Below are 26,712 nucleotides of genomic sequence, written 5' to 3' on the forward strand. Positions count from 1 at the left end.
TTGTTTAGCAAGAGCTGAGCCACATCAGCCAAGCAGCTCGCTCATGGCGATGATTTGCTCCGCCACCTGGATCAGTTTCTGCTGGCGGCTCATCGCCTGGCGGCGCATTAGCGTGTAGGCCTCTTCTTCATTGCAGTGTTTCATTTTCATCAACATGCCCTTGGCCAGTTCGATGCGTTTGCGTTCGGCCAGTTGCTGGTCGCGAGCCTGCAACTGGGCGCGCAAGGCCTGGTCGCTTTCGAAACGGGCCATGGCCACGTCGAGGATCGGTTGCAGGCGCTGGGCCTGGATGCCTTCGACAATGTAGGCGCTGACGCCGGACTTGATGGCCTGGCGCATCACGGTCGGGTCGTGCTCATCGGTAAACATCACGATGGGGCGTGGCTGATCGCGGCTCACCAGCACCACTTGCTCCATCACATCGCGGCCCGGTGACTCGGTATCGATCAGGATCACATCCGGGCGCACCGTTTCGACGCGTGCGGGCAGGTCGATGATCAGGCCGGACTCGTCGATCACCTCGAAGCCGGCCTCGATCAATGCGGTTCGCAGGCGACCGACTTTGCGCGGGGTATCGTTGATCAACAGGATTCGCAGCATAGGGTGCTCCTGTCAGCGCAAGGCTTGGCGGCTGGGATGGTCGGCCATGGCATGCAGGCGGAAGCTGCGGGCGTAGCCGATAGGGTCCGAACCGTCCCAGATCTTGCCGTCGTTCAATTGGCTGCTGCGCATGTCCCGGGTATGGGTGGCGACACCCATCGCCTCGGCCGCCTGGCGATACAGCGCCAGTTGCTGCACCTGGCGGGCGATGCCCAGGTAGTCAGGGTCTTCACGCAGCAGACCCCAGCGGCGGAACTGGGTCATAAACCACATGCCATCGGACAGGTAGGGCAAGTTCACGTCGCCCTCGGCAAAAAAACGCAGGGCGTGGGGGTCTTGCCAGTGGTTGCCCAAGCCATCGTCATAGGCACCCAGCAGGCGCGGCTCAATGCAGTCCAGCGGAGCGTCGAGGTAATCGCGGCCACTGAGCAGTTGTGCGGTAGAGCGGCGGTTTTCGGTGCTTTCTTCTATAAAACGGCTGGCCTCCAGAATCGCCATCACCAGCACACGGGCGGTGTTGGGGTATTGGTCGACAAAGGCTTGGGTGCAGCCGAGTACTTTTTCCGGGTGGTCCGGCCAGATTGCCTGGGAGGTGGCCAGGGTAAAGCCCTGGTTTTGCTTTACGGCGCTGGCGCACCAAGGCTCGCCGACGCAAAAGCCATCGATGCGCCCGGCTTGCAGGTGCGCGACCATTTGCGGTGGCGGTACCACCACGCTGTCTACATCTTGCAGCGGGTGTATGCCCTGGCTCGCCAGCCAGTAATACAGCCACATGGCGTGGGTGCCGGTAGGAAACGTCTGGGCGAAGGTGAGTTTTGTGCGGCTTTGGTGCACGTGACGGTCCAGTGCCTCAGGAGTGATCACCCCTTGCTGTTGTAGGCCGTGGGACAGGTTGATGCTCTGGCCGTTCTGGTTAAGCCCCATCAGCACCGCCATATCAGTGGGCGCCACGCCGCCGATGCCCAGGTGCACGGCATAGATAAGCCCATAAAGACTGTGGGCGGCGTCCAGTTCGCCGCTGACCAGCTTGTCTCGCAGGTTGGCCCACGAGGATTGGCGCTTGAGGTTCAGGGTCAAGCCATAGGGTTGGGCGAAGCCTTGGGTAGCGGCCACCACCAGTGAGGCGCAATCGCTCAAAGCCATAAAGCCCAGGTCGAGGCTGCTTTTCTCCGGGGCATCACTGCCGTTGACCCAGGCCAGTGGGTTGTTCACCGGGCTGCTGCCTGCCGAATCGTTCATCAACACCTACCTTTTCTTTCAAAAAAAAGCGCCGTTCCCTCAGATGGCGATGCGAGCCATTGCGGGTAACGACGCCTTTGTCCGTAAGCCCGCTCCGTCGTTGGCGCGTGCTCTTGTAGGAAGTTCGTAGCAAGGCACATGCCATGGATAGAAGGGCATGGCCAGCCGTCAACTTTCCATCAAGATTCAAACGAGATGCCCTTTCAGTATGGCCGCTTCTCAATGCCGGGCCGCCCAGGAAACCTCACGGTGCACGCTGTCTTCCCCATTACGATGCCCCGCTTCTGGCTGCTGCTGATCGCCCTGATTTTGGCAAGTACACCCGTCAGGGGTGAGGCTTACCGGGCCCAGGACGAAAGTCTGCACACCGTATTCACCGCGCTGTCGGTGCCTTTGGGGTTACCTATCGTGGTCAGCCGCAAGGTGGCGCTTAAGCGCCTCAGTGGCGTGCTGGACCTGGAAGCGCCGCAGCGGGCGCTGGAGGCGGTTATTTCGCAACAGGACCTGATCGGACACAGCGATGGGCAAGCGCTTTATCTGTATGACGCCAGCGAGGCCAAAAGCTCGGCGGTGACGTTGCAGCATATTTCCGTCGACAGGTTTCGTGGCCTCATGCGCCGTTCGGGGCTTGATGAGTCGCGCTACCCCCTGCGCGAAGCCGGTGAGCGGACGTTCTACGTGTCCGGCCCGCCCAATTATGTCGACCAAATGCTGCGCCTGGCCCAACTGATGGATCGGCAGAGGGCAGAGTTACGCGTGGGCACCCAGGCCTTTGGCGTGGTGCAGGTGTTCAATTCTCACGTCGCGGACCGTCAATACGCCATGGGCGGCAACTCGTTCACGGTGCCGGGGATGGCCTCGACGATCGAAACCCTGCTGGCCAGTGAACAGCAAGGCCCGTTGGCCGACAGGAACCTTGCGCTTATTGCATACCCGGATACCAACAGCCTGCTGATCAAGGGCCAGTCGGAGCAAGTAAAGATCATCGAGCGGTTGGTGGCCGAGCTGGACATGCCCAAGCGACCGATCGAGGTGTCGTTATGGCTGGTGGACATGGATCGCCGTGAGTTGAAGGCGCTTGGCCTGGAGTGGGACAACGACACTAAGGCCTCGACCAGTCGAATAATGGAACCCCTGGAAGACAATAGCTTGATGGCGCAGATCGCCACCCTGGAACGTCGGAGGCGGGCGCGGGTTGTCGCGCTGCCGGTCATTCTCACCCAGGAGAATGTGCCGGCGGTGTTCCAGGACAACCACACCTTTTACCTGCCGGGTCCAAAAGACGATCCGGTCGACTGGAAACCCGTGCGCTTCGGCACCCAGGTCAGCGTACTGCCGCGTTTTGCTGAGGAGCACCAGATCGAAATGTTGCTTGCTATTGAGGACGGCCGCCAGGTGACAGAAGCGCGGTCGAAGGCAAAGCCGACAGCCGTGGGGCGGGTGGGGCTCAGCAGTGTGGTGCGTGTACCGCAGGGCAAGCGGTTATGGTTGGGGGCATTCCAGCGGGAGACCCGCCTGGGACCTGGTGCCGCGCGTGGGGCTTCGGCAGAGGTTCGCCTGTTTGTGATCCAGGCGCGAGCCGTGGGCAACGAGTTGAAGACCACGGCCGGAGCTGTTGGACCACCGCCATTGACTGCGCCGCAATATGAGCGTGTGCAACGTGCGTTTATGCGAGCGGGCCGGGATGTGACGCCGTGAGAAGGCACGGGCAAGGTTAGAGAAATATCTTACGGAGCGACCTAGGTCGGGACCGAATACATGGGCTTTTTCCTAGGGTGTTTGGCGGGGCAGGTTTTTATAGTCCTGATATCGGTGTGTGAACCAGTACTGGAAAGAAGGATTTCAATGTCAGCAGTCGGTTGCAGAGGTATTTATGGTCGTCGCGAATGAGGGGGAGGCGTCGACTTCTCTGGTCTTCGCCCATTGGACCCTGCATGGCGATGGTCGCCTGACCGGAGACGGCACGGATGTGCAATTGCCGCCCAAGGAGTGGCAGGTGTTGCGGCTGTTGCTGGTCTCCGGCGGTGTATTGATGACCAAGGACCGACTCTTGGAAATGGGCTGGCCTCAGGGAGAGGTCGCCGAGGAGTCGCTGACCCGTTGCATCTATTCGCTGCGTAAGCATCTGGGGGGCGATAAGGGGTTCATCAAGACGATCTACGGCCGAGGGTACCGCTTTACCTGTGCAGTGAAGGTCGAGCGGTCGGGGGGTATCGACCGTTCGGAGCACGTGTGTGCAGCCTGTGGCCAGGTCCGCCATGGTTAGGCGCTGGAGCGCGTGCCTGTTGCTTAGCGCACTGATGGGGGGCAACCCGGCGTTCGGCTATTGTTGGGCCGAGGTCGCCAGTCGCTATGACATTGAGCCAGAGTTGTTGCAGGCGATTGCCGCCGTGGAGTCGGGGTATCGTGCGGATGCAATGAACCTTGCCAATCGTAATGGCACCCGGGATATCGGCCTGATGCAGATCAACAGCATCCATCTGCCACGCTTGCTCAAGTTGGGGATTACCGAGGAGCGACTATTGGCCGAGCCGTGCCTGTCGGTGGAGGTAGGCGCCTCGATTCTTGCGGGGTTCATCCAGCGTTTCGGCTACAACTGGACGGCGGTGGGTTCCTACAATGTGGGCCCAGGGCCAGGCCCTGAACGCGAGGCGCTTCGCATGCAGTATGCACAGAAGATATGGGCGCGTTACGAGGAATTAGTGGCACTTCGCTTGTGATGATTGGACGGCACGCCTCGCACGCGGCCTGTTACCCCGGCTATAATCGCCGCCACCTTCCGCCGCCATCCGAGTCTAGCCCGCCCATGTATACCCTGGCCCGCCAGCTGTTGTTCAAACTCTCCCCGGAAACCTCTCACGATCTGTCCCTGGACCTGATCGGTGCCGGTGGCCGTCTGGGGCTCAATGGCCTGGTATGCAAGGCGCCGGCGAAAATGCCGGTGTCGGTGATGGGCCTGGAATTCCCTAACCCGGTCGGTTTGGCGGCTGGCCTGGACAAGAATGGCGCGGCCATCGATGGTTTCGCACAGCTGGGCTTCGGGTTTGTCGAAATCGGCACCGTGACCCCACGTCCGCAACCGGGCAACCCCAAGCCGCGTATCTTCCGCCTGCCGGAAGCCGAGGCGATCATCAATCGCATGGGTTTCAACAACCTGGGGGTTGATCACTTGCTGTCGCGGGTTCAGGCGGCAAAGTACAAGGGCATTCTGGGCATCAATATCGGCAAGAACTTCGATACCCCGGTTGAGCGTGCGGTGGATGACTACCTGATCTGCCTGGACAAGGTCTACGCCCACGCCAGTTATGTCACCGTCAACGTCAGTTCGCCCAACACCCCGGGCCTGCGCAGCTTGCAGTTCGGTGATTCCCTCAAGCAACTGCTCGAAGCCTTGCGCCAGCGCCAGGAAGACTTGGCCGTGCGCCATGGCAAGCGCGTACCGTTGGCGATCAAGATTGCCCCGGACATGAGCGATGAAGAAACCGTACTGGTGGCCCAGGCCCTGGTGGATTCGGGCATGGACGCAGTCATCGCGACCAACACCACCCTCAGCCGTGTTGGGGTTGAAGGCCTGGCCCATGGCAGCGAAGCCGGTGGCCTGTCGGGTGCACCAGTGCGGGAGCAGAGTACCCATATCGTCAAGGTTTTGGCCGCTGAGCTGGCTGGGCGCTTGCCCATCATTGCTGCGGGTGGCATCACCGAAGGCAAGCACGCCGCCGAGAAGATCGCGGCGGGCGCCAGCCTGGTGCAGTTGTACTCCGGCTTCATCTACAAAGGCCCGGCACTGATTCGCCAGTCGGTGGATGCGATTGCGGCACTGCGAAAGGCCTGAACGTCGCCCATTAAAAAGGGCTCCTGAAAAGGAGCCCCCTGGGCCGAAGCCCGCCGCCCGGATGGGACGTGCGTGGTTAAGTCGTTAAATCTTCAGCAGTGGTATGTCGGAGATAAGTGCCCTGATTAGCCGACGGCGTGAAGTTCGTTGAGTCTGTGGATTCCCGCAGTGCCAGTCATACCGTCCCAGTTGTCGCCGCGTCCTTCTCGCCAGCCGTTGATCCAGGCTTGGCGTACCGACGGTAGAGTAAATGGGCAAAGCTCACGGGATTTGCCATGAACGCCATATTGATATCCGCGTAAAAATGCTCTTTCCAACGGATCACGCTTAAGTCTTCTCATAGGGTGTTTCCCTCACTTGTTGACTGTCTTGATATCCTTCGGCCTCGTCTGAGGCCGGGCAGAGTTTTTCTGCCGTTGGTGGGCTCGCTGCCGGCGTGGCGAGCCGATGTGTCGGCGTCGTTACGGCGCCAACCTGTGTTGAGTTCTAACCAATAGGTCACATGGATTCAATGATCGTTTTGTCATAAGCACGTAACGATAACGATGCTATAGCCATAAGCTGGGATGGCTTTTCGCCCCATTTATGGGGCAAAGCCAGCTATGATGCACCCTGCGCAGAGGATGTGTTTAATCCTTAAGTGAGAATGTCCGTCCGTTGTAGTCGGTTACTATTCGACGAAGGGTCGGAATATTTCTTTTTGTTGCACCAGTTTATTCATCTGCCCCGTCAATCAAGGCCTCAAGGCCCGGCAGGCGGGGTGGGACGGCACATTCGTGCCACGCGAGCACTCTTCAAGAAAAGTGCTTGATTGAAAACCGAGCTGGCGATGCGTCGCCCGTTCATTTATTGCTGAAAAGCCTGGAATGCCCCATGTCGGACCGTTTTGAACTCTTCCTCACTTGCCCCAAGGGCCTCGAAGGCCTGCTGATCGAGGAAGCCGTCGGGCTTGGCCTTGAGGACGCCCGCGAGCACACCTCGGCCGTGCGCGGCATGGCCGACATGGAAACCGCCTACCGCCTGTGCCTCTGGTCGCGCCTGGCCAACCGCGTGCTGTTGGTGCTCAAGCGCTTCCCGATGAAGGACGCCGAAGACCTCTACCACGGCGTGCTGGATATCGAGTGGGCCGACCACATGGTCCCGGACGGCACCTTGGCCGTGGAATTCAGCGGGCACGGCTCGGGCATCGACAACACCCACTTCGGCGCGCTGAAGGTCAAGGATGCGATTGTCGACAAGCTGCGCACCCCGACCGGCGAACGCCCCTCCATCGACAAGATCAACCCGGACCTGCGCATTCACCTGCGCCTGGACCGTGGCGAAGCCATTCTCTCCCTCGACTTGTCCGGCCACAGCCTGCACCAGCGCGGCTACCGCCTGCAGCAGGGCGCGGCACCGTTGAAGGAAAACCTGGCGGCCGCGATCCTGATCCGTGCCGGCTGGCCGCGTATCGCTGCCGAAGGCGGCGCGTTGACTGACCCGATGTGTGGCGTGGGCACCTTCCTGGTGGAAGGCGCGATGATCGCCGCCGACATGGCGCCGAACCTGAACCGTGAACTGTGGGGCTTCACCACCTGGCTGGGCCACGTTCCGGCGTTGTGGAAAAAGCTGCACACCGAAGCGACCGAGCGCGCCGCCATCGGCATGAACAAACCGCCGTTGTGGGTGCGTGGCTATGAAGCCGACCCACGCCTGATCCAACCTGCGCGCAATAACATCGAACGCGCAGGCCTGAGCCACTGGATCAAGGTGTATCAGGGCGAAGTCGGCACCTTCGAGCCGCGTCCGGACCAGAACCAGAAAGGTTTGGTCATCTGCAACCCGCCGTACGGCGAGCGTCTGGGTGATGAAGCCAGCCTTCTGTACCTCTACCAGAACCTTGGCGAGCGTCTGCGCCAGGCGTGCATGGGCTGGGAAGCGGCGGTGTTCACCGGCGCGCCGGACCTGGGCAAGCGCATGGGCATCCGCAGCCACAAGCAGTACTCGTTCTGGAACGGCGCGTTGCCGTGCAAATTGTTGCTGATCAAGGTCAACCCCGACCAGTTCGTCACTGGCGAGCGCCGCACCCCGGAGCAGCGCCAGGCCGAACGTGAACAAGCCGCTTACGATCAAGCGCCGGTTGAGCCACAAGAGCGCCAGTACAACAAGAACGGCAACCCGATCAAGCCAGCCCCGGCCCCTGTGGTCGAGCAGGCGCGTTTGAGCGAAGGCGGGCAGATGTTTGCCAACCGCCTGCAAAAGAACCTCAAGTTGCTGGGCAAGTGGGCCAAGCGTGAAGGCGTGGATTGCTACCGCGTGTACGACGCCGACATGCCGGAATACTCCATGGCCATCGACCTGTACCACGATTGGGTCCACGTGCAGGAATACGCCGCACCGAAGTCCATCGACCCGGAAAAAGCCTCCGCACGCATGTTCGATGCCCTGGCCGCGATTCCCCAGGCGCTGAACATCGATAAGAGCCGCGTTGTCGTCAAACGTCGCGAGCGTCAGAGCGGCACCAAGCAGTACGAGCGCCAGAGCGCCCAGGGCAAGTTCACCGAGGTCAGCGAAGGCGGCGTGAAGCTGCTGGTCAACCTCACCGACTACCTGGACACCGGCCTGTTCCTCGACCACCGCCCGATGCGCATGCGCATCCAGAAAGAAGCGGCTGGCAAGCGCTTCCTGAACCTGTATTGCTACACCGCCACGGCGAGTGTGCACGCGGCCAAGGGCGGTGCACGCAGCACCACCAGTGTCGACCTGTCCAAGACTTACCTGGATTGGGCCCGCCGCAACTTCTCCCTCAACGGTTTCTCCGACAAGAACCGCCTGGAACAAGGGGACGTGATGGCGTGGTTGGAGGCGAGCCGCGAAGAGTTCGACCTGATCTTCATCGACCCGCCGACCTTCTCCAACTCCAAGCGCATGGAAGGCATCTTCGACGTGCAGCGTGACCACGTGCAGTTGCTGGACCTGGCCATGGCCCGCCTGGCACCGGGTGGCGTGCTGTACTTCTCGAATAACTTCCGCAAGTTCGCTCTGGAGGACAACCTCAGCGAACGCTATGCGGTCGAGGAAATCAGCGACAAGACCATCGACCCGGATTTTGCGCGCAATGCCAAGATCCATCGGGCGTGGAAAATCACCGCGCGCTGATCGTCGTCTTTCTGTACACGCGAGCTTGTTGTGGCGAGGGAGCTTGCTCCCGCTGGACTGCGTAGCGGTCCCCAGCTATTGGGGGCGCTGCGCACCCCAGCGGGAGCAAGCTCCCTCGCCACGGATGCCCGTTCCGATTCCAGCATTTGCGCTGGTCAAACACTGGGCCTATCGCTATAACTTAGGGCCTAGCCAAAGTGACACCCCCCGCACGCTGGCGTTGTGAGTGTTGCCTATGCCGTTGCAAGCCGTTCGCCCGAAAATACTAGGCTTTATCAGTGAGCAGGCGTCGGCTTGGCTGGTGGCATTGGTGGTGTTATTGGCGGGGTGTGCGCTCACGGGCATCATCGCCTGGGCAGCCTCCGATCTCTATGAGCAACAGGTACGCCAGCGTTTTCAACTGTTGGTCAACGAGCGCTATACCCGCCTGCAGGAGCGCTTCGAGGACCAGGAGCAGCGCCTCAATAGCCTGCGCCGTTTCTTCGTCAATTCCGATGATGTGTCCCGCGAGGAATTTGACGGTTTTGCCCAACCCTTGTTATTGCGCACCCGTGCCTATTCTTGGGCGCCCCGGGTATATCGTGAGCAGCGCAGCCAGTTCGAACAGGACATGTCGCGTCTGCTTGGCAAGCCCTTTGTGATCCGTGAATTGAACGCCACCGGCGAACTGGCGCCCGCGACCGAGCGCGATGAGTATGTGCCGGTGCTCTACAGCCAGACCCAAAGCCTGCTGGGCGCACCCTTGGGCTTTGACCTGCTGGCCCAGCCATTGCGACGTGTGACCCTTGAGCGTGCGCAAAAGACCGGCAACCTGGCGGTGTCCCAGCCCATGCAATTGGTGGGCGTGGAGCCGGCCTACGCCACCGGGGTGTTATTGGTGGCGCCGGTGAGCAACCTGCCATTGGCCGGGCAGTCTCAGAATGAGCCTTACGGTTATGTCATGGCGGTGATCAGCATGCGCCAACTGGTGGCTGATGGCTTGCCCAAGCCGGATCGCGACAACCTGGTGATGCAGATCGTCGACACCTCCGACCTGCAAAAACGCGTGCTCTACGAGTCCAGCAACGCCGTGGGCGACAGCGATCTCACCGCCGCACGCCGCCTGAGCCTGGGTGATCATGTGTACGCCCTGAGCCTGCGCCCCAGCCTGGTGTTCGACCAGGCCAACCATTCCTCCCTGTCCACCATCCTGACCATGGGCGGCTTGCTCAGCCTGCTGCTCAGCGCCTTGCTCTATGTGCTGGTGAGCCAACGCCAGCGTGCGTTGAAACTGGTGGAGCAGCGCACCGTGCAATTACGCCTGCGCGAGCAGGAACTGCGTGGCGCCCATGGGCAGTTGCGCAGCGTACTGAACGCCGCCACCCAGGTCGCGATCATTGCCACCGACTTGCGCGGTGTCATCAATACGTTCAACGCCGGTGCCGAACAGATGCTCGGGTTCAAGGCCGAGCAGGTCATCGGCAAGGTGACCCTGGAAAGCCTGCACCTGGCGCCGGAGCTGGAAGCGCGTGCGGCCAGCCTGAGTGTGACCCTGGGCAAGCGCATTCCCGCAAGCCAGGCGATGCTGGTGGAAAGCCCGGACACCCTGCACGAAGCCCGTGAATGGAGCTTGGTCCGACAGGACGGCAGCCAGTTGACCGTGAATATGCTTGCGACGGTGTTGCTGGATGACCATGGGCTGTGGATCGGCCACTTGGCGATCTACCTGGATGTCACCGAACAAAAACGTGCCTACGAAGCGTTGGCTGCGCGGGATCGCTTGCTTAAAAAACTCAGTGCCCATGTGCCCGGCGGGATCTTCCAGTTCACCCTGGAGCCCCAGGACAACTGGCGTTTTATCTACGCCAGCGACGGCATGCGCGACATCTATGAAATCGAACCCGGGGTGCTGCAACAGGATGCGAAAAAGGTGTTTGAACGCATCCATCCGCTGGATGTGGAGCGGGTACGCGCCTCGATTCGCTTGTCGGCCTTGCAGTTGAGCCATTGGCGCGAAGAGTACCGCGTGCAACTGCCCCAGCGAGGCCTGCGCTGGATCCGTGGCGAGGCCACGCCTGAAGAGTTACCCGGCGGGGGCACGTTGTGGCACGGCTACGTGTCGGATATTTCCGACCTCAAACGGGTGGAAGAAGAGTTGCGAGCCTTGTCCATTACCGACTCGCTCACCGGGATCCACAACCGTCGCTATTTCCAGGATCGCCTCAGGGCCGAGATGGTGCGGCTCAACCGCACAACGGGGGCGTTGTCGCTGATCATGCTGGACATTGATCATTTCAAACGTATCAACGACCAGCACGGGCACGCTGTGGGTGACGGCGTGTTACAGGAGTTGTGCAAACGCATCAGCCAACGCCTGCGCCGCACCGATGTGTTCTGTCGTTTGGGCGGCGAGGAGTTCATGGTGCTGTGCCCCAACACCGATGGCGAGCAGGCCTATAGCCTGGCAATGGAGTTGTGGCAGTCGTTGCGTGACGCACCGATGGAGCCGGTGGGCATCGTCACTGCCAGTTTTGGCGTGGCCAGTTGGCGCATCGACGAGGGGATTGACGGGCTGCTGCTGCGCGCTGACTCGGCAGTGTATGTGGCCAAGCAGACGGGTCGTGATCGAGTGGAGGCGGAGCGGGTGCGGGCTTGAGCCTCGTCGCAGGACAAAATGTGGGAGCGGGCTTGTGTGGGAGCGGGCTTGCTCGCGAATACGGTGGATCAGTGATGAATGTGTAATCTGACACACCGCTTTCGCGAGCAAGCCCGCTCCCACAAAAAAGCTACAGCACCGGTGCGCTAGGGGCGATTTTCGGCTGGCGATACAGGTCCAGCAGCACCTGGTCCAACACCGACGAAGCGCCCCACGGCTTCGGATCATTGAGGATCGCCACCACCGCCCACGTATTGCCGTTGTTGTCACGGCTGAACCCGGCGATGGCCCGCACGGTGTTCAAGGTGCCGGTCTTGACGTGGGCTTCGCCGCGCATGGCGGTGGTCTTCAAGCGTTTGCGCATGGTGCCGTCGGTGCCGGCAATCGGCATCGAACTGATGTACTCGGCCGCATAGGGGCTTTTCCACGCGGCTTGCAGCATGGCCGCCATTTCACGGGCGCTGACCCGTTCGGCACGGGACAGCCCGGAGCCGTTCTCCATCACCAGGTGTGGCGCGGTGATGCCTTTTTTCGCCAGCCACTGGCGTACTACGCGTTGCGCAGCCTTGGCGTCGTCGCCATCGGCATCGTTGCGAAACTGCGCGCCAAGGCTCAGGAACAGCTGCTGGGCCATGGTGTTGTTACTGTATTTGTTGATGTCGCGGATGATTTCCGCCAGGTCCGGCGAGAACGCCCGGGCCAGCACCTTGGCATCCTTGGGCACGGGAGCCTGGATATCGCGGCCCTGGATGCTGCCGCCCAGTTCCTGCCAGATTGCGCGCACGGCGCCTGCGGTGTAGGTGGCGTGGTCCAGCAGCGACAGGTAAGTCTGTGAGCTACAGCCTTCGGCCAATTGGCCGCTGACGGTCACGGTCACACTGCCATCGGCGGCGGTCACCGGGTTGTAGCGCACATCACCGGTGCATTGCTTGGCGTTGGACACCTTGACCTGATTGTCGATGCGGATGCTGGCAATCGGCGGCTCAACCGACACCAACACGCGACCGGAATCGTTGCGGGTCACAAAGCGCAGGGCCTTGAGGTTGACCAGCAGGGCATCGGGCTTGACCAGGAACGGTTTGTTTTCGTCATTGCCGTCGTCATTGAATTCGGGCAGCTGTGGCTGGTTAAAAAAGCCACGGTCCAGCACCAGGTCGCCGGTGACTTGCTGCACGCCATTGGCGCGCAGGTCGCGCATCAGCAGCCAGAGTTTTTCCATGTTCAGCTTGGGGTCGCCGCCACCCTTGAGGTACAGGTTGCCGTGCAACACGCCACCGCTGAGGGTGCCGTCGGTGTAGAACTCGGTTTTCCACTGGTGGTTGGGGCCGAGCATTTCCAGGGCCGCATAGGTGGTGACCAGTTTCATGGTGGATGCCGGGTTCACCGAGACATCAGCGTTGAATACAGTGGGTGTGCCTGGGCCGTTCAGGGGGATCATGACCAGGGACAGTGCGGTGTTTTGCAGTTTGGCTTTTGACAGGGCCTGCTGAACATTCGGGGGCAAGGTGTTGTTAACGGGAGCGGCGGTGGCGGTGAAAGCCAGTGGAAGAAGAAAACCGGCGAGGAGCAATGGACGTAAAGATTTGATCATAAGTGATAAGACCCTACTGCTGAGGAGGGTGAAAAAGACGAGGGGTATGTAAGAAAAATCCCTCATTGGTCATGAAAGTGCCGGCATTATGCCCCAAGGTGGGGCCACTTGTAGCTGAACGATAGCTGGTTTTGGGCGTTTTTTTATAGACAAAGCACCGCCTGTCCCAGAGAGTCGGGCAATCATGTGCTTAAACTGCTAAAGTGCCGCCCGTTATTACTTAAGAGGATTGTTCCAATGGCGACTAACCGTTCCCAGCGTCTGCGCAAAAAACTGTGCGTTGATGAATTTCAAGAGCTGGGTTTCGAACTGAACCTGGACTTCAAAGAAGACCTGAGTGAAGAAGCTACCGACGCTTTCCTCGAAGCATTCATCAAAGAAGCCATGGAAGCCAACGGCCTGGGCTATGTCGGCGGCGATGACTTCGGTCTGGTTTGCCTGCAGAAGCGTGGCTCGGTCAACGAAGAACAGCGTGCCGCTGTTGAAAGTTGGCTCAAAGGCCGCAGCGAACTGAAAAGCGCTGAAGTCAGCCCACTGCTGGACGTGTGGTATCCGGAAAAGCCGATCAACGCGGCTAAGTGATACTAAAAAAAACGGCGACCTGAGGGTCGCCGTTTTTTTATGCCTTGCGCCAGTTCAGAATCAGCAGCGTCAACACCCCCGCCACAATCCCCCAGAACGCCGACCCGATGGAAAACAGCGTCAAGCCAGACGCCGTGACCATAAAAGTGATCAGCGCCGCTTCCCGTTCCTTCGGCTCATTCATGGCGATGCTCAAGCCATTGATGATCGAGCCAAACAGCGCCAATGCCGCAATCGACAGCACCAGCTCCTTGGGCAAAGCGGCGAACAGTGCCGCCAGTGTGGCGCCAAATACCCCGGCAATGCCGTAGAACACCCCGCACCATACCGCTGCCGTGTAGCGCTTGTTGCGGTCTTCATGGGCATGGGGCCCGGTGCAGATCGCCGCGCTGATCGCCGCCAGGTTGATGCCGTGGGAGCCGAAGGGCGCCAGCACCAGGGAGGCCAGGCCGGTGGCGGTGATCAGTGGTGAAGCGGGCACGTTGTAGCCATCGGCCCGCAGTACCGCCACGCCGGGCATGTTCTGCGAAGTCATCGCCACCACGAACAGTGGGATGCCGATGCTAATGGTCGCCGCCAGCGAGAAGTGCGGGGTGGTCCACACCGGTGTTGCCACTTCCAGGTGAAAGCCACTGAAATCCAACAACCCCATCAACCCAGACAGCGCCGTGCCGATCACCAGCGCGGCCAGCACTGCATAACGCGGCGACAGGCGCTTGATAACCAGGTAGGTAAAAAACATCCCCAGCACCAACCCTGTGCGGTGTTGGGCGGCGACGAAAATCTCGCTGCCGATCTTGAACAGAATCCCTGCCAGCAAGGCCGCCGCCAATGACGCCGGTATGCGTTTAACCAGTTTTTCAAAGCTGCCGGTCAGCCCGCAGATCGTTACCAGCACCGCGCAGGTGATATAGGCACCGATGGCTTCGCCGTAACTCACGCCGCCCAGGCTGGTGATCAACAGCGCCGCGCCGGGGGTGGACCACGCGATGGTGATCGGCGTGCGATAGCGCAGGGACAGGCCGATGCTGCACACCGCCATGCCGATGGAGATCGCCCAGATCCAGGAAGAAATCTGCGCCGTGGTCAAACCGGCGGCTTGCCCTGCCTGGAACATCAACACTAGGGAGCTGGTGTAGCCGGTCATCATGGCGATAAAGCCGGCGACGATGGCGGATGGAGAGGTGTCGGCCAGCGGGCGCAGGCGCGCTTGGGTGGCATCGGACATAGAAAGGTGTTCCTTTTAACCAGAGAAGTTGCGGATTCAAGCCTAAACTCAAACGTAACCACTCATTGCGATACAGCCGAAGCCGCAAACAGCCGTACAGTGTGTTGGCGCAATCGGTTGTGTACAATGTGCGCTGTTTTTAGGTGATACTTGCCAGCGACACGTTGTTGCCGTATTACCATCAAGCTGCCGTATGACCGTTAATTCGCCGCCGTTCTCCCTACCCGAGTGCCCATGAACGAACAGTTGCAACCTCTCAAGAAAACCCCGCGAGCTGGCAAGGCCGGTCGCAGCGGCACCCAGGACGATATCGTCTATGCGCATATCTTCGAGGCGATCCTCGAACAACGCCTGGCACCCGGTACCAAATTGAGTGAAGAGGCACTGGGCGAAATCTTCGGCGTGAGCCGCACCATCATTCGTCGCGCCCTGTCGCGCCTGGCCCATGAAGGCGTGGTGCTGCTGCGGCCCAACCGTGGCGCAGTGGTTGCCAGCCCGAGTGTGGAGGAGGCCCGTCAGGTCTTCATGGCGCGGCGCTTGGTGGAACGGGCGATTACCGAGTTGGCGGTGCAGCACGCCACCGCCGAGCAACTGGCCGAATTGCGCCAGATGGTCAACGACGAGCGCGACAGCTTCTCCCGTGGCGACCGTGGTGCGGGCATCCGCCTCTCCGGCGAATTTCACCTCAAGCTGGCAGAGGCGGCCAAGAACGCGCCGCTGATCAGCTTCCAGCGCAGCCTGGTGTCCCAGACCTCATTGATCATCGCCCAGTACGAAAGCGGCAACCGCTCGCACTGCTCCTACGATGAACACACCCAGTTGATCGACGCGATCGAAGCACGGGACGCGGTACTGGCGGTGGATTTGATGATGCACCACATGGATCACATCGACAGCAAGCTCAACCTCGATGAGGAAAGCGCGTCGGATGATTTGCATGCGGTGTTTTCGCATTTGTTGCAGACCAAGAAGCCGGGGCGTTCGTCGGTCAAACTCTGATCGTCCTGACTCACCCGGGACAAAAAATGTGGGAGCGGGCTTGCTCGCGAAAGCAGTGTATCAGTCAACACATCTATCGACTGATACTCCGCTTTCGCGAGCAAGCCCGCTCCCACATTTGTTTTGGGGTGTGTCTGAAAAGTCAGCGCTGATGTACTAGCGCCCCCGCCGCATAGGTCTGCAACACCGTCCGGTCATCCCCCAGCGTCATCAGCACAAACAACGTCTCGGCAATGTTATTGGCCTGCTTCAAGCGATAGCTCAGCAGCGGCGTAGCGTTGTAATCCAGCACCAAAAAGTCTGCATCCGTCCCGGGCTGCAACGTGCCGATCTTGTCTTCCAACCGCAGTGCCCGCGCACCGCCCAATGTCGCCAGGTACAGCGATTTGAACGGACTCAACCGCGCACCCTGCAACTGCATCACCTTGTAGGCTTCGTTCAAGGTTTGCAGCAGCGAGAAGCTGGTACCGCCGCCCACGTCCGTACCCAGGCCTACATTCAATTTGTGTTTTTCCGCCATCGGCAGGTTGAACAAGCCACTGCCGAGGAAGAAGTTCGACGTTGGGCAGAACGCTACCGCCGAACCGGTTTCTGCCAACCGTGCGCACTCGTCGTCACACAGGTGCACGCCATGGGCAAACACCGAGCGCTCGCCCAGTAGCTTGTAATGGTCGTACACGTCCAGGTAGCCAGTTCGTTCAGGGAACAGCTCTTTTACCCACTCTACTTCCTGCTTGTTCTCACTGATGTGCGTCTGCATGTACAGGTCCGGGTATTCCCCCAGCAGTTGCCCAGCCAGCGCCAATTGTTCCGGCGTGCTGGTGGGTGCAAAGCGTGGCGTGACCGCGTAGTGCAGGCGGCCTTTGCCGTGCCAGCGTTCGATCAGCGCCTTGCTTTCCTGGTAGCCGGTTTCGGCGGTGTCGGTGAGATAGTCCGGCGCGTTGCGGTCCATCATCACTTTGCCGGCGATCATGCGCAGGTCGAGCTTCTCGGCGGCCTCGAAGAATGAATTCACCGACTGCGGGTGCACACTGCCGAACACCAGCGCGGTGGTGGTGCCGTTGCGCAGCAGTTCCTTGATGAAGATGTCGGCGACTTCCTCCGCGTGGGCCTTGTCGGCGAATTGGCTTTCACACGGGAAGGTGTAGGTGTTCAGCCAATCCAGCAACTGCTCGCCATAGGCGCCGACCATGCCGGTTTGCGGCAGGTGGATATGGGTGTCGATCAGGCCGGGGGTGATCAGCGCGTCCTGGTAATGGGTGATGTCGATATCGGCAGGCAGGGTCGGCAGCAAATCACCGGCATGGCCAACGGCGCTGATCGTGCCGTTTTCGATCACCAGCAGGCCGTCTTCGAAATACTCATAGGAGGCGTCGATGCCCACTTCGGCGGGGTCGGCGATGCTGTGCAGAATGGCGGCACGGTAGGCTTTGCGAGTCAAAGGCATGGTCTTCTCAATTCAAAGGGCTTGGCTGCGGCGTGAAGCCGGCAGCAGTTTGGCAATCGGTTCGGCACTGGCACTGTGCTGGCCGAAATTGGCGTTATAGGTGGCGATGATTTCGCCGGCGATGGAGATGGCGATTTCCACCGGCAATTTGCCCTTTACCTCGCTGAGGCCCATGGGGCAGCGCATGCGTTGCAGCTGCGCGGCGTCGAAGCCGCGGTCACGCAAGCGGTGTTCGAACTTGACGCGTTTGGTCTTGGAGCCGATCAGGCCGAAGTAGGCGAAGTCATTGCGCTTGAGCAGGGCGGCGGTGAGTTCCAGGTCGAGCGCGTGATTGTGGGTCATGACGATGCAGTAACTGCCCACCGGCAGGTCGGCAATTTCGTCCACCGGTTCTTCGCTGACGATTTTACGCACGCCCTCGGAGATATGTTCTGGAAACTCCTGTTCACGGGAATCGATCCAGCGCACCCGGCACGGCAGGCTTGCCAGCAACGGCACCAGCGCGCGGCCCACGTGACCGGCGCCAAACACCGCAATCTGCGCCTGCACCTGGCCCATGGGTTCGAACAGCAGCACGGTCACGCCACCGCAGCACTGGCCCAGGCTGGCACCGAGGCTGAAACGCTCCAGATGGGTGTTTTGCTGGCCACGGGCGAGCATGTCCCGGGCGACTTGCATCGCCTTGTATTCCAGGTGCCCGCCGCCGATGGTGTCGAAGGTCTGGGCGGCGCTGATGACCATCTTCGAGCCGGCGTTGCGCGGGGTGGAGCCGAGTTCTTCGATGATGGTGACGAGCACGCAGGGTTCGCCGCTGCTTTGCAGGTGGGCGAGGGCGCTGAGCCAGTAGTTCATGTTCACCTCAACATTTCTGTTGTCAGTCAGGCCGTCTTCGCGAGCAAGTCGAATCGTCGCACCGCCGCTCCCACACTTGGAATGTATTCCCCTGTGGGAGCGGGCTTGCTCGCGAAGGCAGCACCTCGGTCCTAAAGCGAAGCCATCTCGGTATCAGCCTCAACCACCTTCGCCGCATTCAACTGCCGCATCTGCTCACACCCCCACAACACCCGCTCCGGTGTCGCTGGCGCATCGATCTTCGGCTGATGGCGATAGTCACCCAGGCTCGCCACCGCATCCTTGATCGCGCACCACGAGGCAATGCCCAGCATGAACGGCGGCTCGCCCACAGCCTTGGAATGGAACACCGTGTCTTCCGGGTTCTTGCGGTTTTCCACCAGCTTCACCCGCAGGTCCAACGGCATATCGGCAACGGCGGGGATCTTGTAGCTGGCCGGGCCGTTGGTCATCAGCTTGCCCTTGTTGTTCCACACCAACTCTTCCATGGTCAGCCAGCCCATGCCCTGGATGAAGCCGCCTTCGACCTGGCCGATGTCGATGGCCGGGTTCAGCGAGGCGCCCACGTCATGGAGGATGTCGGTGCGCAGCATCTTGTATTCGCCGGTCAACGTATCGACGATCACTTCGCAACACGCCGCGCCGAACGCGAAGTAGTAGAACGGCCGACCCCGCGCCTGGCTACGGTCGTAGAAGATTTTCGGGGTCTTGTAAAAGCCTGTGCTGGAGAGCGAGACCTGGGCGAAGTACGCCTGCTGGATTAGCGCCTCGAACGTCAGAATCTGATCGCGCACACGCACATGGCCGTTGTGAAATTCCACATCCGCTTCGCTCACATCGAACTTGCGCGCGGCAAATTCCACCAGGCGCTGCTTGATGGTTTCGGCGGCGTTCTGTGCGGCCTTGCCGTTCAGGTCGGCACCGCTGGAGGCGGCGGTCGGCGAGGTGTTGGGCACCTTGTCGGTGTTGGTGGCGGTGATCTGCACACGGTCGATTTCCACCTGGAACACTTCGGCCACCACTTGCGCGACCTTGGTGTTCAAGCCCTGGCCCATCTCGGTGCCGCCGTGGTTCAGGTGGATGCTGCCGTCGGTATAGATGTGGATCAGCGCACCGGCCTGGTTGAGAAAACTCGCGGTAAACGAAATGCCGAACTTCACCGGGGTCAGCGCCAGGCCTTTTTTCAGGATCGGGCTGTGGGCGTTGTACAGCCGGATCGCTTCGCGACGCTCGGCATATTGGCTGCTGGCCTCAAGCTCGGCCGTCATTTCTTCGAGCATGTTGTGCTCGACGGTTTGGTAGTAGTGGGTGACGTTGCGCTCGGTCTTGCCGTAGTAGTTGGCCTTGCGCACGGCCAATGGGTCGAGGGCCAGGTGGCGGGCGATGGCGTCCATCACTTCCTCGATGGCGACCATACCCTGTGGGCCACCGAAGCCGCGATAGGCGGTGTTGGAGGCGGTGTTGGTCTTGCAGCGATGGCCGTTGACCGTGGCGTCGCCCAGGTAATACGAGTTGTCGGAGTGGAACATCGCACGGTCGACAATCGAGTTGGACAGGTCCGGCGAGCAACCGCAGTTACCCGCCAGGTCCAGGTTGATCCCGTGCAGGCGGCCGGTGTCGTCAAAGCCCACGTCGTATTCGATATAGAAGGGGTGGCGCTTGCCGGTCATCAGCATGTCTTCCACACGCGGCAGGCGCATTTTGGTCGGCTGGCCGGTAAGGCGCGCCACCACCGCGCACAGGCACGCGGGGCTGGCGGCCTGGGTTTCCTTGCCGCCGAAACCGCCGCCCATACGGCGCATGTCGACGACGATTTTGTTCATCGACACATCCAGCACTTCGGCCACCAGTTTCTGCACTTCGGTGGGGTTTTGCGTGGAGCAATAGACGATCATGCCGCCGTCTTCGGTGGGCATCACCGAAGAGATCTGGGTTTCCAGGTAGAAGTGTTCCTGGCCGCCGATATGCAGGGTGCCCTGGATACGGTTTTTCGCGCTCGCCAGTGCGCTGGCTGAATCACCGCGCTGGTGGGTGTGGCTGTCGAGCACAAAGTGTTTTTTGCGAAACGCCTCGACCACATCCAGCACCGGCTCCAGGTCTTCGTATTCGATCACCGCCGCCATGGCCGCTTTGCGGGCGGTTTCCAGATCACGGGCAGCGACCGCCAGCACCACCTGGCCGACAAACTGCACGGTGTCGATGGCCAGCAACGGGTCGCCGGGCATCAGCGGGCCGATGTCTTTCAGGCCTGGCACATCTTCATGGGTGATAGCGATACGTACGCCCTCAAAGGCGTAGCAGGGCGCGGTGTCGATGCTGATAATCCGGGCGTGGGCGCGGTCGGACATGCGCGCATACAGGTGCAGTTGATTGGGGAATTCCAGGCGATCATCGATGTACTGCGCTTCGCCGGATACGTGCTTGGCGGCGCTGTCATGCTTGACGCTGCGACCTACGCCCGAGGTGAGGTCCTGGGCGAACAGCTCGGCCAGTTCGGCCTGGGTTTTAACGACGGCGTGATGGTTAGACATAAGCGGTCACCCGAGTCTCGATGTGCGGCGTTTGCAGCTCGATAAAGTATTTGCGCAGCAGGTTTTGCGCGCTGAGCAGGCGATATTCCTTGCTGGCGCGGAAGTCCGACAGCGGGGTGAAGTCCTGGGCCAGGGCGGCGCAGGCTTTTTCCACGGTGGCGGCATTCCAGGTAGCGCCAACCAAAACGACTTCGCAGTGTTTGGCGCGTTTTGGTGTGGCGGCCATGCCGCCGAACGCGACGCGGGCCTCGCTGATCACACCGTTGTCGATCTTCAGGTTGAACGCGGCGCACACGGCGGAAATATCATCGTCCAGGCGTTTGGACACCTTGTAGGCACGGAACAGTGTGTGGCCCTTGGGCACGATGATTTTCTCGATGAACTCGCTGTCCTGGCGCGCGGTGACGCGGTAGTCGATGAAGTAGTCTTCCAGCGCCAGGGTGCGGCGGGTTTCGCCTTTGCACAGCACAATCTGCGCACCGAGAGCGATCAGCAGCGGCGGCGAATCGCCAATCGGCGAGGCGTTGCCGATATTGCCGCCCAGGGTGCCCTGGTTGCGGATTTGCAGCGAGGCGAAGCGGTGCAGCAACTCGCCGAAGTCCGGGTATTCGTGGTGCAGCGCCGTGTAGCAATCGGAGAGGGCGGTGGCGGCGCCGATTTCCAGGCGGTCGTCGAAGCTTTCGATGCGCTTCATTTCGGCGATGTTGCCCACGTAGATCATCACCGGCAGGGTGCGGTGGAACTGGGTGACTTCCAGCGCCAGGTCGGTGCCGCCGGCCAGCAGGCGGGCTTGGGGGTAGGCGTCGTAGAGGTCGGCCAGGTCGGCGACGGTGAGGGGCACCAGGCAGCGTTTGTCGCCGCTGTTCAACTCGCCCGTCTGGGTCGGCGCAATGGCTTTAAGGCGCGCGATGGTCTGGGCCTCGCGGCTGTCAAATTGATCCGCAGGCTTGTTGCAGCAAGCCTGTTCGGCGGCGGCGAGGATCGGGCGATAACCGGTGCAGCGGCACAGGTTGCCGGCCAGGGCTTCGTGGGCTTTTTGGCTGTCGGGGGCGTCACTGTTTTTTTGCAGGGCAAACAACGACATCACAAAACCGGGGGTGCAAAAGCCGCATTGCGAGCCGTGGCACTCCACCATGGCCTGTTGCACGCTGTGCAGTTGGCCCTGGTGCTTGAGGTCTTCGACGCTGATCAGTTGCTTGCCGTGCAGGGACGACACAAAGGTCAGGCACGAATTGAGGCTGCGATAACGGATCTGCTCGGCGCCTTGCTCATCGCTGTGCAACTCGCCCACCACCACGGTGCACGCACCGCAATCGCCGCTGGCGCAGCCTTCCTTGGTACCGGATTTGCCCACGTGCTCGCGCAGATAGTTGAGCACGGTCAGGTTGGGGTCCAGGGCGTGCTCGCTACGGAGTTCCTGGTTAAGTAAAAACTGGATCACGGAAGGCCTCGCAGACTCATTATTGTTGTTAACCGCTTTGCGCCGAATCTAGTCATGTCTGACTTTTCGGTCAACGATTTTCTGACCAAAAGGTCAAGAAAATGCAGTCGCAACACTTTCAATTATGGTCCAGTCTTCTAGAACCGGCGTTTTCAGGGGCTTTTGAGTGTTTAGCGTTGCTTATTCCGTGCCAAATTCGCCACGGTGGGCGTAGCGCCATCAGCGGGCCAATGCGCTACACTGCCGCGCTTGTACCGATAGAAGATTTTGAAGGGAAAACATGACGTTCAAGGCGCCGGACAGTCTCGCCGAGCAAATCGCTCACCACCTCGCCGAACGCATCATTCGCGGCGATCTCAAGCCTGGGGAGCGGATCCAGGAGCAAAAGGTCACGCTGGCACTCAATGTCAGCCGTGGTTCCGTGCGCGAAGCCTTGTTGATCCTTGAACGGCGCCACCTGATCGCGATCCTGCCGCGCCGTGGCGCCCACGTCACCGAACTCACCGCGCACAAGGTGCAGAGCCTGTGCACCTTGATGGGCGAGCTGTACATCCTGCTGGGCAATGCGGTTGCCGAAGGTTGGCAGACCCAGGCTGATATGGCGCCGTTCGTGCAGATCCAGCAGCGTTTGGTGGTCAATTTCGAGCGCCAGGACATCCGCGCCTTCGTCGAAGAGTGCTTCAACGTGATGCGCGCCGCGTACCCTTTCGCCAACAACCCGTATTTGCAGGAAACCGTCGAAAACCTGCAACCGGCGATGAACCGCGCCTATTACCTGGCCCTGGATCAACGCAAGGCGTCCATGAGCGAATACCTGGCGCTGTTCGAGCAACTGCTCGCCGCCGTACTTGCCCGTGACCTGCCGCAGATCCGCCAAGTGCTGTCCAGCTACGGCCAGCGCAGTTGCGAGCTGGTCATCGCTGCGTTGGCGGACGCCTAAGCGTGCGGCTCAAGTGCATCAAGCTGGCGGGGTTCAAATCCTTCGTCGACCCGACCACGGTGAACTTCCCCAGTAACATGGCGGCGGTGGTTGGGCCCAACGGTTGCGGCAAGTCGAACATCATCGACGCCGTACGCTGGGTGATGGGCGAGAGCTCGGCCAAAAACCTGCGTGGCGAGTCGATGACCGACGTCATCTTCAATGGCTCTACCAGCCGCAAACCGGTGAGCCAGGCCAGCATCGAACTGGTGTTCGACAATTCAGACGGCACCTTGATTGGCGAATATGCGGCCTACGCCGAAATCTCCATTCGCCGCAAAGTGACCCGCGACAGCCAGAACAGTTATTTCCTCAACGGCACCAAGTGTCGCCGTCGGGACATCACCGATATCTTCCTCGGCACCGGCTTGGGACCACGCAGCTACTCGATCATCGAGCAGGGCATGATCTCCAAGCTGATCGAAGCCAAGCCCGAGGACCTGCGTAACTTTATCGAAGAAGCAGCCGGTATCTCCAAGTACAAGGAGCGCCGCCGCGAGACCGAAAACCGCATTCGCCGTACCCACGAGAACCTCGCCCGCCTGACCGACCTGCGCGAGGAGCTGGAGCGCCAGTTGGAGCGCCTGCACCGCCAGGCCCAGGCCGCCGAAAAGTATCAGGAGTACAAGGGCGAGGAACGTCAGCTCAAGGCGCAACTGTCGGCCCTGCGCTGGCAGGCATTGAACGAGCAGGTGGGCCAGCGCGAAGCGATCATCGGCACCCAGGAAATCAGCTTTGAAGCCCTGGTGGCTGAGCAGCGCAACGCCGACGCCAGCATTGAGCGCCTGCGTGATGGGCACCATGATTTGTCCGAACGCTTCAATCTGGTGCAGGGCCGCTTTTACTCGGTGGGCGGTGATATCGCTCGCGTGGAGCAGAGCATCCAGCACGGCCAGCAGCGCCTGCGCCAGTTGCAGGACGATCTGAAAGAAGCCGAACGCGCGCGCCTTGAAACCGAATCCCACCTGGGCCACGACCGCACGTTGCTGCTGACCTTGGGCGAAGAACTGGACATGCTCACCCCCGAGCAGGAAGTCACCAGCGCCGCCGCCGAAGAAGCCGCCGCCGCCCTGGAAGAATCCGAAACCACCATGCACGGCTGGCAGGAGCAGTGGGACACGTTCAACCTGCAATCTGCCGAGCCGCGTCGCCAGTCTGAGGTGCAGCAGTCGCGCATCCAGCAACTGGAAACCAGCATGGAGCGCTTGGCCGAGCGCCAGCGCCGCTTGCAGGAAGAGCGCGTATTGCTCGCCGCCGACCCGGAAGACGCGGCGATCATGGAACTGAGCGAGCAACTGGCCGAAAGCGAAATGACGCTGGAAGAGCTGGAAGCCAGCGAAGAACAACAAGTGGAGCGCCTGGAGCAACTGCGCCAGCAACTGCAACAGGCGACCCAGGCGCAGCAGCAGGCCCAGGGCGATTTGCAGCGTTTGAACGGGCGCTTGGCGTCCCTTGAAGCCTTGCAACAAGCTGCGCTGGACCCTGGCACCGGCACCGCCGAATGGCTGCGCGACCAGCACCTGGCCGAGCGCCCGCGTTTGGCCGAGGGCTTGAAAGTGCAAGCGGGTTGGGAGCTGGCGGTAGAAACCGTACTGGGCGCCGACCTGCAGGCCGTGCTGGTGGATGACTTCGGTGGCTTCGATCTGGCTGGGTTTGCCCAAGGCGATTTGCGTTTACTCAGCCCCGCTGCCGATGGCGTGCGGGTGCCGGGCAGCCTGCTGGACAAGGTCGAGGCGGCGATTGACCTGTCGCCGTGGCTGGGCCAGGTCAAGCCGGTGGATTCCCTGGAGCAGGCATTGGCTCAACGTGGCCAATTGGGCGCCGGCGAAAGCCTGATCAGCCGTGATGGTTATTGGGTGGGTCGGCACTTCCTGCGGGTGCGTCGCGCCAGTGAAGCCGAAAGCGGCGTATTGGCCCGTGGCCAGGAAATCGTCAACCTGATCGCCGAGCGCGAAGAGCGCGAAGCCACGCTGGAAAGCCTCGAAACCCAACTGCAAACCCTGCGCGCCACCCAGCGCCAGCAGGAGACCGGCCGCGAACACCTGCGCCGCCTGTTGCAGGACGAAGCGCGTCTGCAAGGCGAGCTCAAGGCTCAACTGTCGGCAAGCAAAGCCAAAGCCGAGCAGTTGACCCTGCGTCGCACCCGTCTTGACGAAGAAGTCGCCGAGATGGGCGAACAGCGTGCCCTGGAACACGAACAGATCGGCGAAGCGCGCCTGCACTTGCAGGACGCCCTCGACAGCATGGCCCTGGACACCGAGCAGCGCGAACTGCTGTTGGCCCAGCGCGATAGCCTGCGCGAACGCCTCGACCGCGTGCGCCAGGAAGCGCGCCAGCACAAGGATCATGCTCATCAGTTGGCAGTGCGCCTGGGCTCGCTCAAAGCCCAGCACGCGTCCACCGCCCAGGCCCTTGAGCGGCTGGAGATGCAGTCCGAACGCCTGACCGAAAAACGCGAGCAACTGAGCCTCAACCTGGAGGAGGGCGAAGCGCCGCTGGAAGAGCTGCGCCTCAAGCTCGAAGAGTTGCTCGACAAACGCATGACCGTCGATGAAGAACTCAAGACCGCGCAAATCGCCCTGGAAGACGCCGACCGCGAACTGCGCGACGCCGAAAAACGCCGCACCCAGGCCGAGCAGCAATCCCAGTTGATCCGTGGCCAGCTCGAACAACAGCGCATGGAATGGCAAGCCCTGACCGTGCGCCGCAAGACCCTGCAAGACCAGTTACTGGAAGACGGCTACGACCTGCACGGCGTGCTCACGACCTTGACCGCCCAGGCCAACGAGAAAGACGCCGAAGAAGAACTTGAGCGCATTGCTGCACGTATCCAACGCCTGGGCGCGATCAACCTCGCCGCCATCGACGAATACCAGCAGCAGTCCGAGCGTAAACGTTATCTGGATGCCCAGGACGCCGACCTGGTCGAAGCCCTGGACACCCTGGAAAACGTCATCCGCAAGATCGACAAGGAAACCCGTAACCGCTTCAAAGATACCTTTGATCAGATTAATAGCGGTTTACAGGCGTTATTCCCGAAAGTTTTCGGCGGGGGCAGCGCTTACTTGGAACTGACGGGCGAAGATCTACTCGATACAGGAGTAACGATCATGGCGCGGCCTCCGGGCAAAAAGAACAGCACCATCCATTTGTTGTCCGGCGGCGAGAAAGCCCTGACCGCATTGGCCCTGGTATTTGCCATCTTCAAGTTGAACCCGGCGCCGTTCTGCATGCTCGATGAAGTTGACGCACCGCTGGATGACGCTAACGTTGGACGCTATGCACGCTTGGTGAAAGAGATGTCCCAGACCGTGCAGTTCATCTATATCACCCACAATAAGATCGCCATGGAAATGGCCGATCAACTGATGGGTGTGACGATGCACGAGCCTGGCTGTTCGCGTTTGGTGGCGGTGGATGTGGAAGAGGCGATGGCAATGGTGGAATCCTGACCCGCGCCTGGAAAGAGAATTTTCGGCACGATGTAAGGTCTTTTGCCAGTCCGGCAAAGATGGCTAAAGGACATAATTGTCCAAGGCATTTTGACAGACGGTGTAAAGTTATCTTTGGTCGTGCTAGTTTAATGTCAATTTTTCGTGTGCGTGGGCAAAACGTCAG

19 protein-coding genes are annotated in these 26,712 nt (G+C 60.7%); 10 read left to right on the forward strand and 9 right to left on the reverse strand.

Translation table 11 applies throughout. The features are described from left to right. Positions 1 to 24 precede the first annotated feature (24 nt). Together ACLD1Y_RS20685 and ACLD1Y_RS20690 are read right to left on the reverse strand one after the other, a co-directional pair. The gene (locus tag ACLD1Y_RS20685; RefSeq protein WP_429479671.1) at positions 25 to 600 is read right to left on the reverse strand and encodes an ANTAR domain-containing response regulator; all 576 of its coding nucleotides are present in this window, start codon (positions 598 to 600) and stop codon (positions 25 to 27) included. 12 nt (positions 601 to 612) lie between these two features. Then, positions 613 to 1,839, reverse strand: a complete 1,227-nt coding sequence (locus ACLD1Y_RS20690) for a CmpA/NrtA family ABC transporter substrate-binding protein (protein ID WP_429479672.1) — start codon at positions 1,837 to 1,839, stop codon at positions 613 to 615. A 273-nt stretch (positions 1,840 to 2,112) separates the two neighbouring features. On the opposite strand from ACLD1Y_RS20690, the gene sctC reads away from it, so the two are divergent. From sctC to ACLD1Y_RS20710, 4 genes are all read left to right on the forward strand, one after another. Beyond that, a complete protein-coding gene (gene sctC / locus ACLD1Y_RS20695; protein ID WP_429479755.1) occupies positions 2,113 to 3,537 on the forward strand; it encodes a type III secretion system outer membrane ring subunit SctC in 1,425 nt (474 codons plus the stop codon). Positions 3,538 to 3,712: 175 nt separating this feature from the next. Further along, positions 3,713 to 4,105 (forward strand): winged helix-turn-helix domain-containing protein, encoded by a 393-nt coding sequence (locus tag ACLD1Y_RS20700; RefSeq protein WP_429479756.1) that lies wholly within the window; start codon positions 3,713 to 3,715, stop codon positions 4,103 to 4,105. Continuing rightward, positions 4,098 to 4,559, forward strand: a complete 462-nt coding sequence (locus ACLD1Y_RS20705) for a transglycosylase SLT domain-containing protein (protein ID WP_429479673.1) — start codon at positions 4,098 to 4,100, stop codon at positions 4,557 to 4,559. Before ACLD1Y_RS20700 ends, ACLD1Y_RS20705 begins: the two co-directional genes overlap by 8 nt. Positions 4,560 to 4,645: 86 nt before the next feature. Further along, positions 4,646 to 5,671: a quinone-dependent dihydroorotate dehydrogenase gene (locus ACLD1Y_RS20710; protein WP_429479674.1), complete on the forward strand. Its 1,026-nt coding sequence runs from the start codon at positions 4,646 to 4,648 to the stop codon at positions 5,669 to 5,671. A 125-nt stretch (positions 5,672 to 5,796) separates the two neighbouring features. Here the strand turns inward: ACLD1Y_RS20710 and rmf are convergent, their stop codons facing one another. Beyond that, positions 5,797 to 6,012, reverse strand: a complete 216-nt coding sequence (gene rmf / locus ACLD1Y_RS20715) for a ribosome modulation factor (RefSeq protein ID WP_002553055.1) — start codon at positions 6,010 to 6,012, stop codon at positions 5,797 to 5,799. Positions 6,013 to 6,544: 532 nt separating this feature from the next. Between rmf and rlmKL the strand changes: the two genes are divergently transcribed. Together rlmKL and ACLD1Y_RS20725 are read left to right on the forward strand one after the other, a co-directional pair. Next, a complete protein-coding gene (gene rlmKL, locus ACLD1Y_RS20720) occupies positions 6,545 to 8,809 on the forward strand; it encodes a bifunctional 23S rRNA (guanine(2069)-N(7))-methyltransferase RlmK/23S rRNA (guanine(2445)-N(2))-methyltransferase RlmL (protein ID WP_429479675.1) in 2,265 nt (754 codons plus the stop codon). 235 nt (positions 8,810 to 9,044) lie between these two features. Next, entirely contained in the window at positions 9,045 to 11,444 is a 2,400-nt protein-coding gene (locus ACLD1Y_RS20725; protein WP_429479676.1) for a sensor domain-containing diguanylate cyclase, read from the forward strand. Positions 11,445 to 11,574: 130 nt separating this feature from the next. Here ACLD1Y_RS20725 and dacB read toward each other — a convergent pair whose 3' ends face one another. After that, positions 11,575 to 13,035 (reverse strand): D-alanyl-D-alanine carboxypeptidase/D-alanyl-D-alanine endopeptidase, encoded by a 1,461-nt coding sequence (gene dacB / locus ACLD1Y_RS20730; protein WP_429479677.1) that lies wholly within the window; start codon positions 13,033 to 13,035, stop codon positions 11,575 to 11,577. Between the two features lie 237 nt (positions 13,036 to 13,272). Between dacB and ACLD1Y_RS20735 the strand changes: the two genes are divergently transcribed. Next, positions 13,273 to 13,617: a YggL family protein gene (locus ACLD1Y_RS20735; protein WP_017134776.1), complete on the forward strand. Its 345-nt coding sequence runs from the start codon at positions 13,273 to 13,275 to the stop codon at positions 13,615 to 13,617. A 37-nt stretch (positions 13,618 to 13,654) separates the two neighbouring features. Here ACLD1Y_RS20735 and ACLD1Y_RS20740 read toward each other — a convergent pair whose 3' ends face one another. Further along, on the reverse strand, positions 13,655 to 14,845 hold the full coding sequence (locus ACLD1Y_RS20740; protein ID WP_429479678.1) for a benzoate/H(+) symporter BenE family transporter: 1,191 nt from the start codon (positions 14,843 to 14,845) through the stop codon (positions 13,655 to 13,657). A 234-nt stretch (positions 14,846 to 15,079) separates the two neighbouring features. On the opposite strand from ACLD1Y_RS20740, the gene ACLD1Y_RS20745 reads away from it, so the two are divergent. Beyond that, positions 15,080 to 15,844, forward strand: a complete 765-nt coding sequence (locus ACLD1Y_RS20745) for a GntR family transcriptional regulator (RefSeq protein ID WP_429479679.1) — start codon at positions 15,080 to 15,082, stop codon at positions 15,842 to 15,844. Between the two features lie 142 nt (positions 15,845 to 15,986). Here the strand turns inward: ACLD1Y_RS20745 and guaD are convergent, their stop codons facing one another. The 4 genes from guaD to xdhA all read right to left on the reverse strand — a co-directional run bounded on the left by guaD (position 15,987) and on the right by xdhA (position 22,115). Next, positions 15,987 to 17,291 carry a guanine deaminase gene (guaD, locus tag ACLD1Y_RS20750; protein ID WP_429479680.1) on the reverse strand — a complete coding sequence of 435 codons (1,305 nt, stop codon included), beginning with the start codon at positions 17,289 to 17,291 and terminating at the stop codon, positions 15,987 to 15,989. 12 nt (positions 17,292 to 17,303) lie between these two features. Continuing rightward, positions 17,304 to 18,143: a xanthine dehydrogenase accessory protein XdhC gene (gene xdhC / locus ACLD1Y_RS20755; protein ID WP_429479681.1), complete on the reverse strand. Its 840-nt coding sequence runs from the start codon at positions 18,141 to 18,143 to the stop codon at positions 17,304 to 17,306. A gap of 131 nt (positions 18,144 to 18,274) precedes the next feature. Continuing rightward, positions 18,275 to 20,674: a xanthine dehydrogenase molybdopterin binding subunit gene (gene xdhB / locus ACLD1Y_RS20760; RefSeq protein WP_429479682.1), complete on the reverse strand. Its 2,400-nt coding sequence runs from the start codon at positions 20,672 to 20,674 to the stop codon at positions 18,275 to 18,277. Continuing rightward, positions 20,667 to 22,115: a xanthine dehydrogenase small subunit gene (gene xdhA / locus ACLD1Y_RS20765; protein WP_429479683.1), complete on the reverse strand. Its 1,449-nt coding sequence runs from the start codon at positions 22,113 to 22,115 to the stop codon at positions 20,667 to 20,669. The genes xdhB and xdhA overlap by 8 nt, the downstream gene beginning before the upstream one ends. A gap of 280 nt (positions 22,116 to 22,395) precedes the next feature. On the opposite strand from xdhA, the gene ACLD1Y_RS20770 reads away from it, so the two are divergent. Further along, positions 22,396 to 23,055, forward strand: coding sequence for a GntR family transcriptional regulator (locus tag ACLD1Y_RS20770; RefSeq protein WP_429479684.1), 660 nt, complete (start codon positions 22,396 to 22,398; stop codon positions 23,053 to 23,055). 2 nt (positions 23,056 to 23,057) lie between these two features. Further along, positions 23,058 to 26,546, forward strand: a complete 3,489-nt coding sequence (gene smc, locus ACLD1Y_RS20775; RefSeq protein WP_429479685.1) for a chromosome segregation protein SMC — start codon at positions 23,058 to 23,060, stop codon at positions 26,544 to 26,546. The last annotated feature ends 166 nt before the right edge of the window (positions 26,547 to 26,712 follow it).

The sequence above is a fragment of the Pseudomonas sp. 18175 genome (genome assembly GCF_050432925.1).
Lineage (GTDB): Bacteria > Pseudomonadota > Gammaproteobacteria > Pseudomonadales > Pseudomonadaceae > Aquipseudomonas.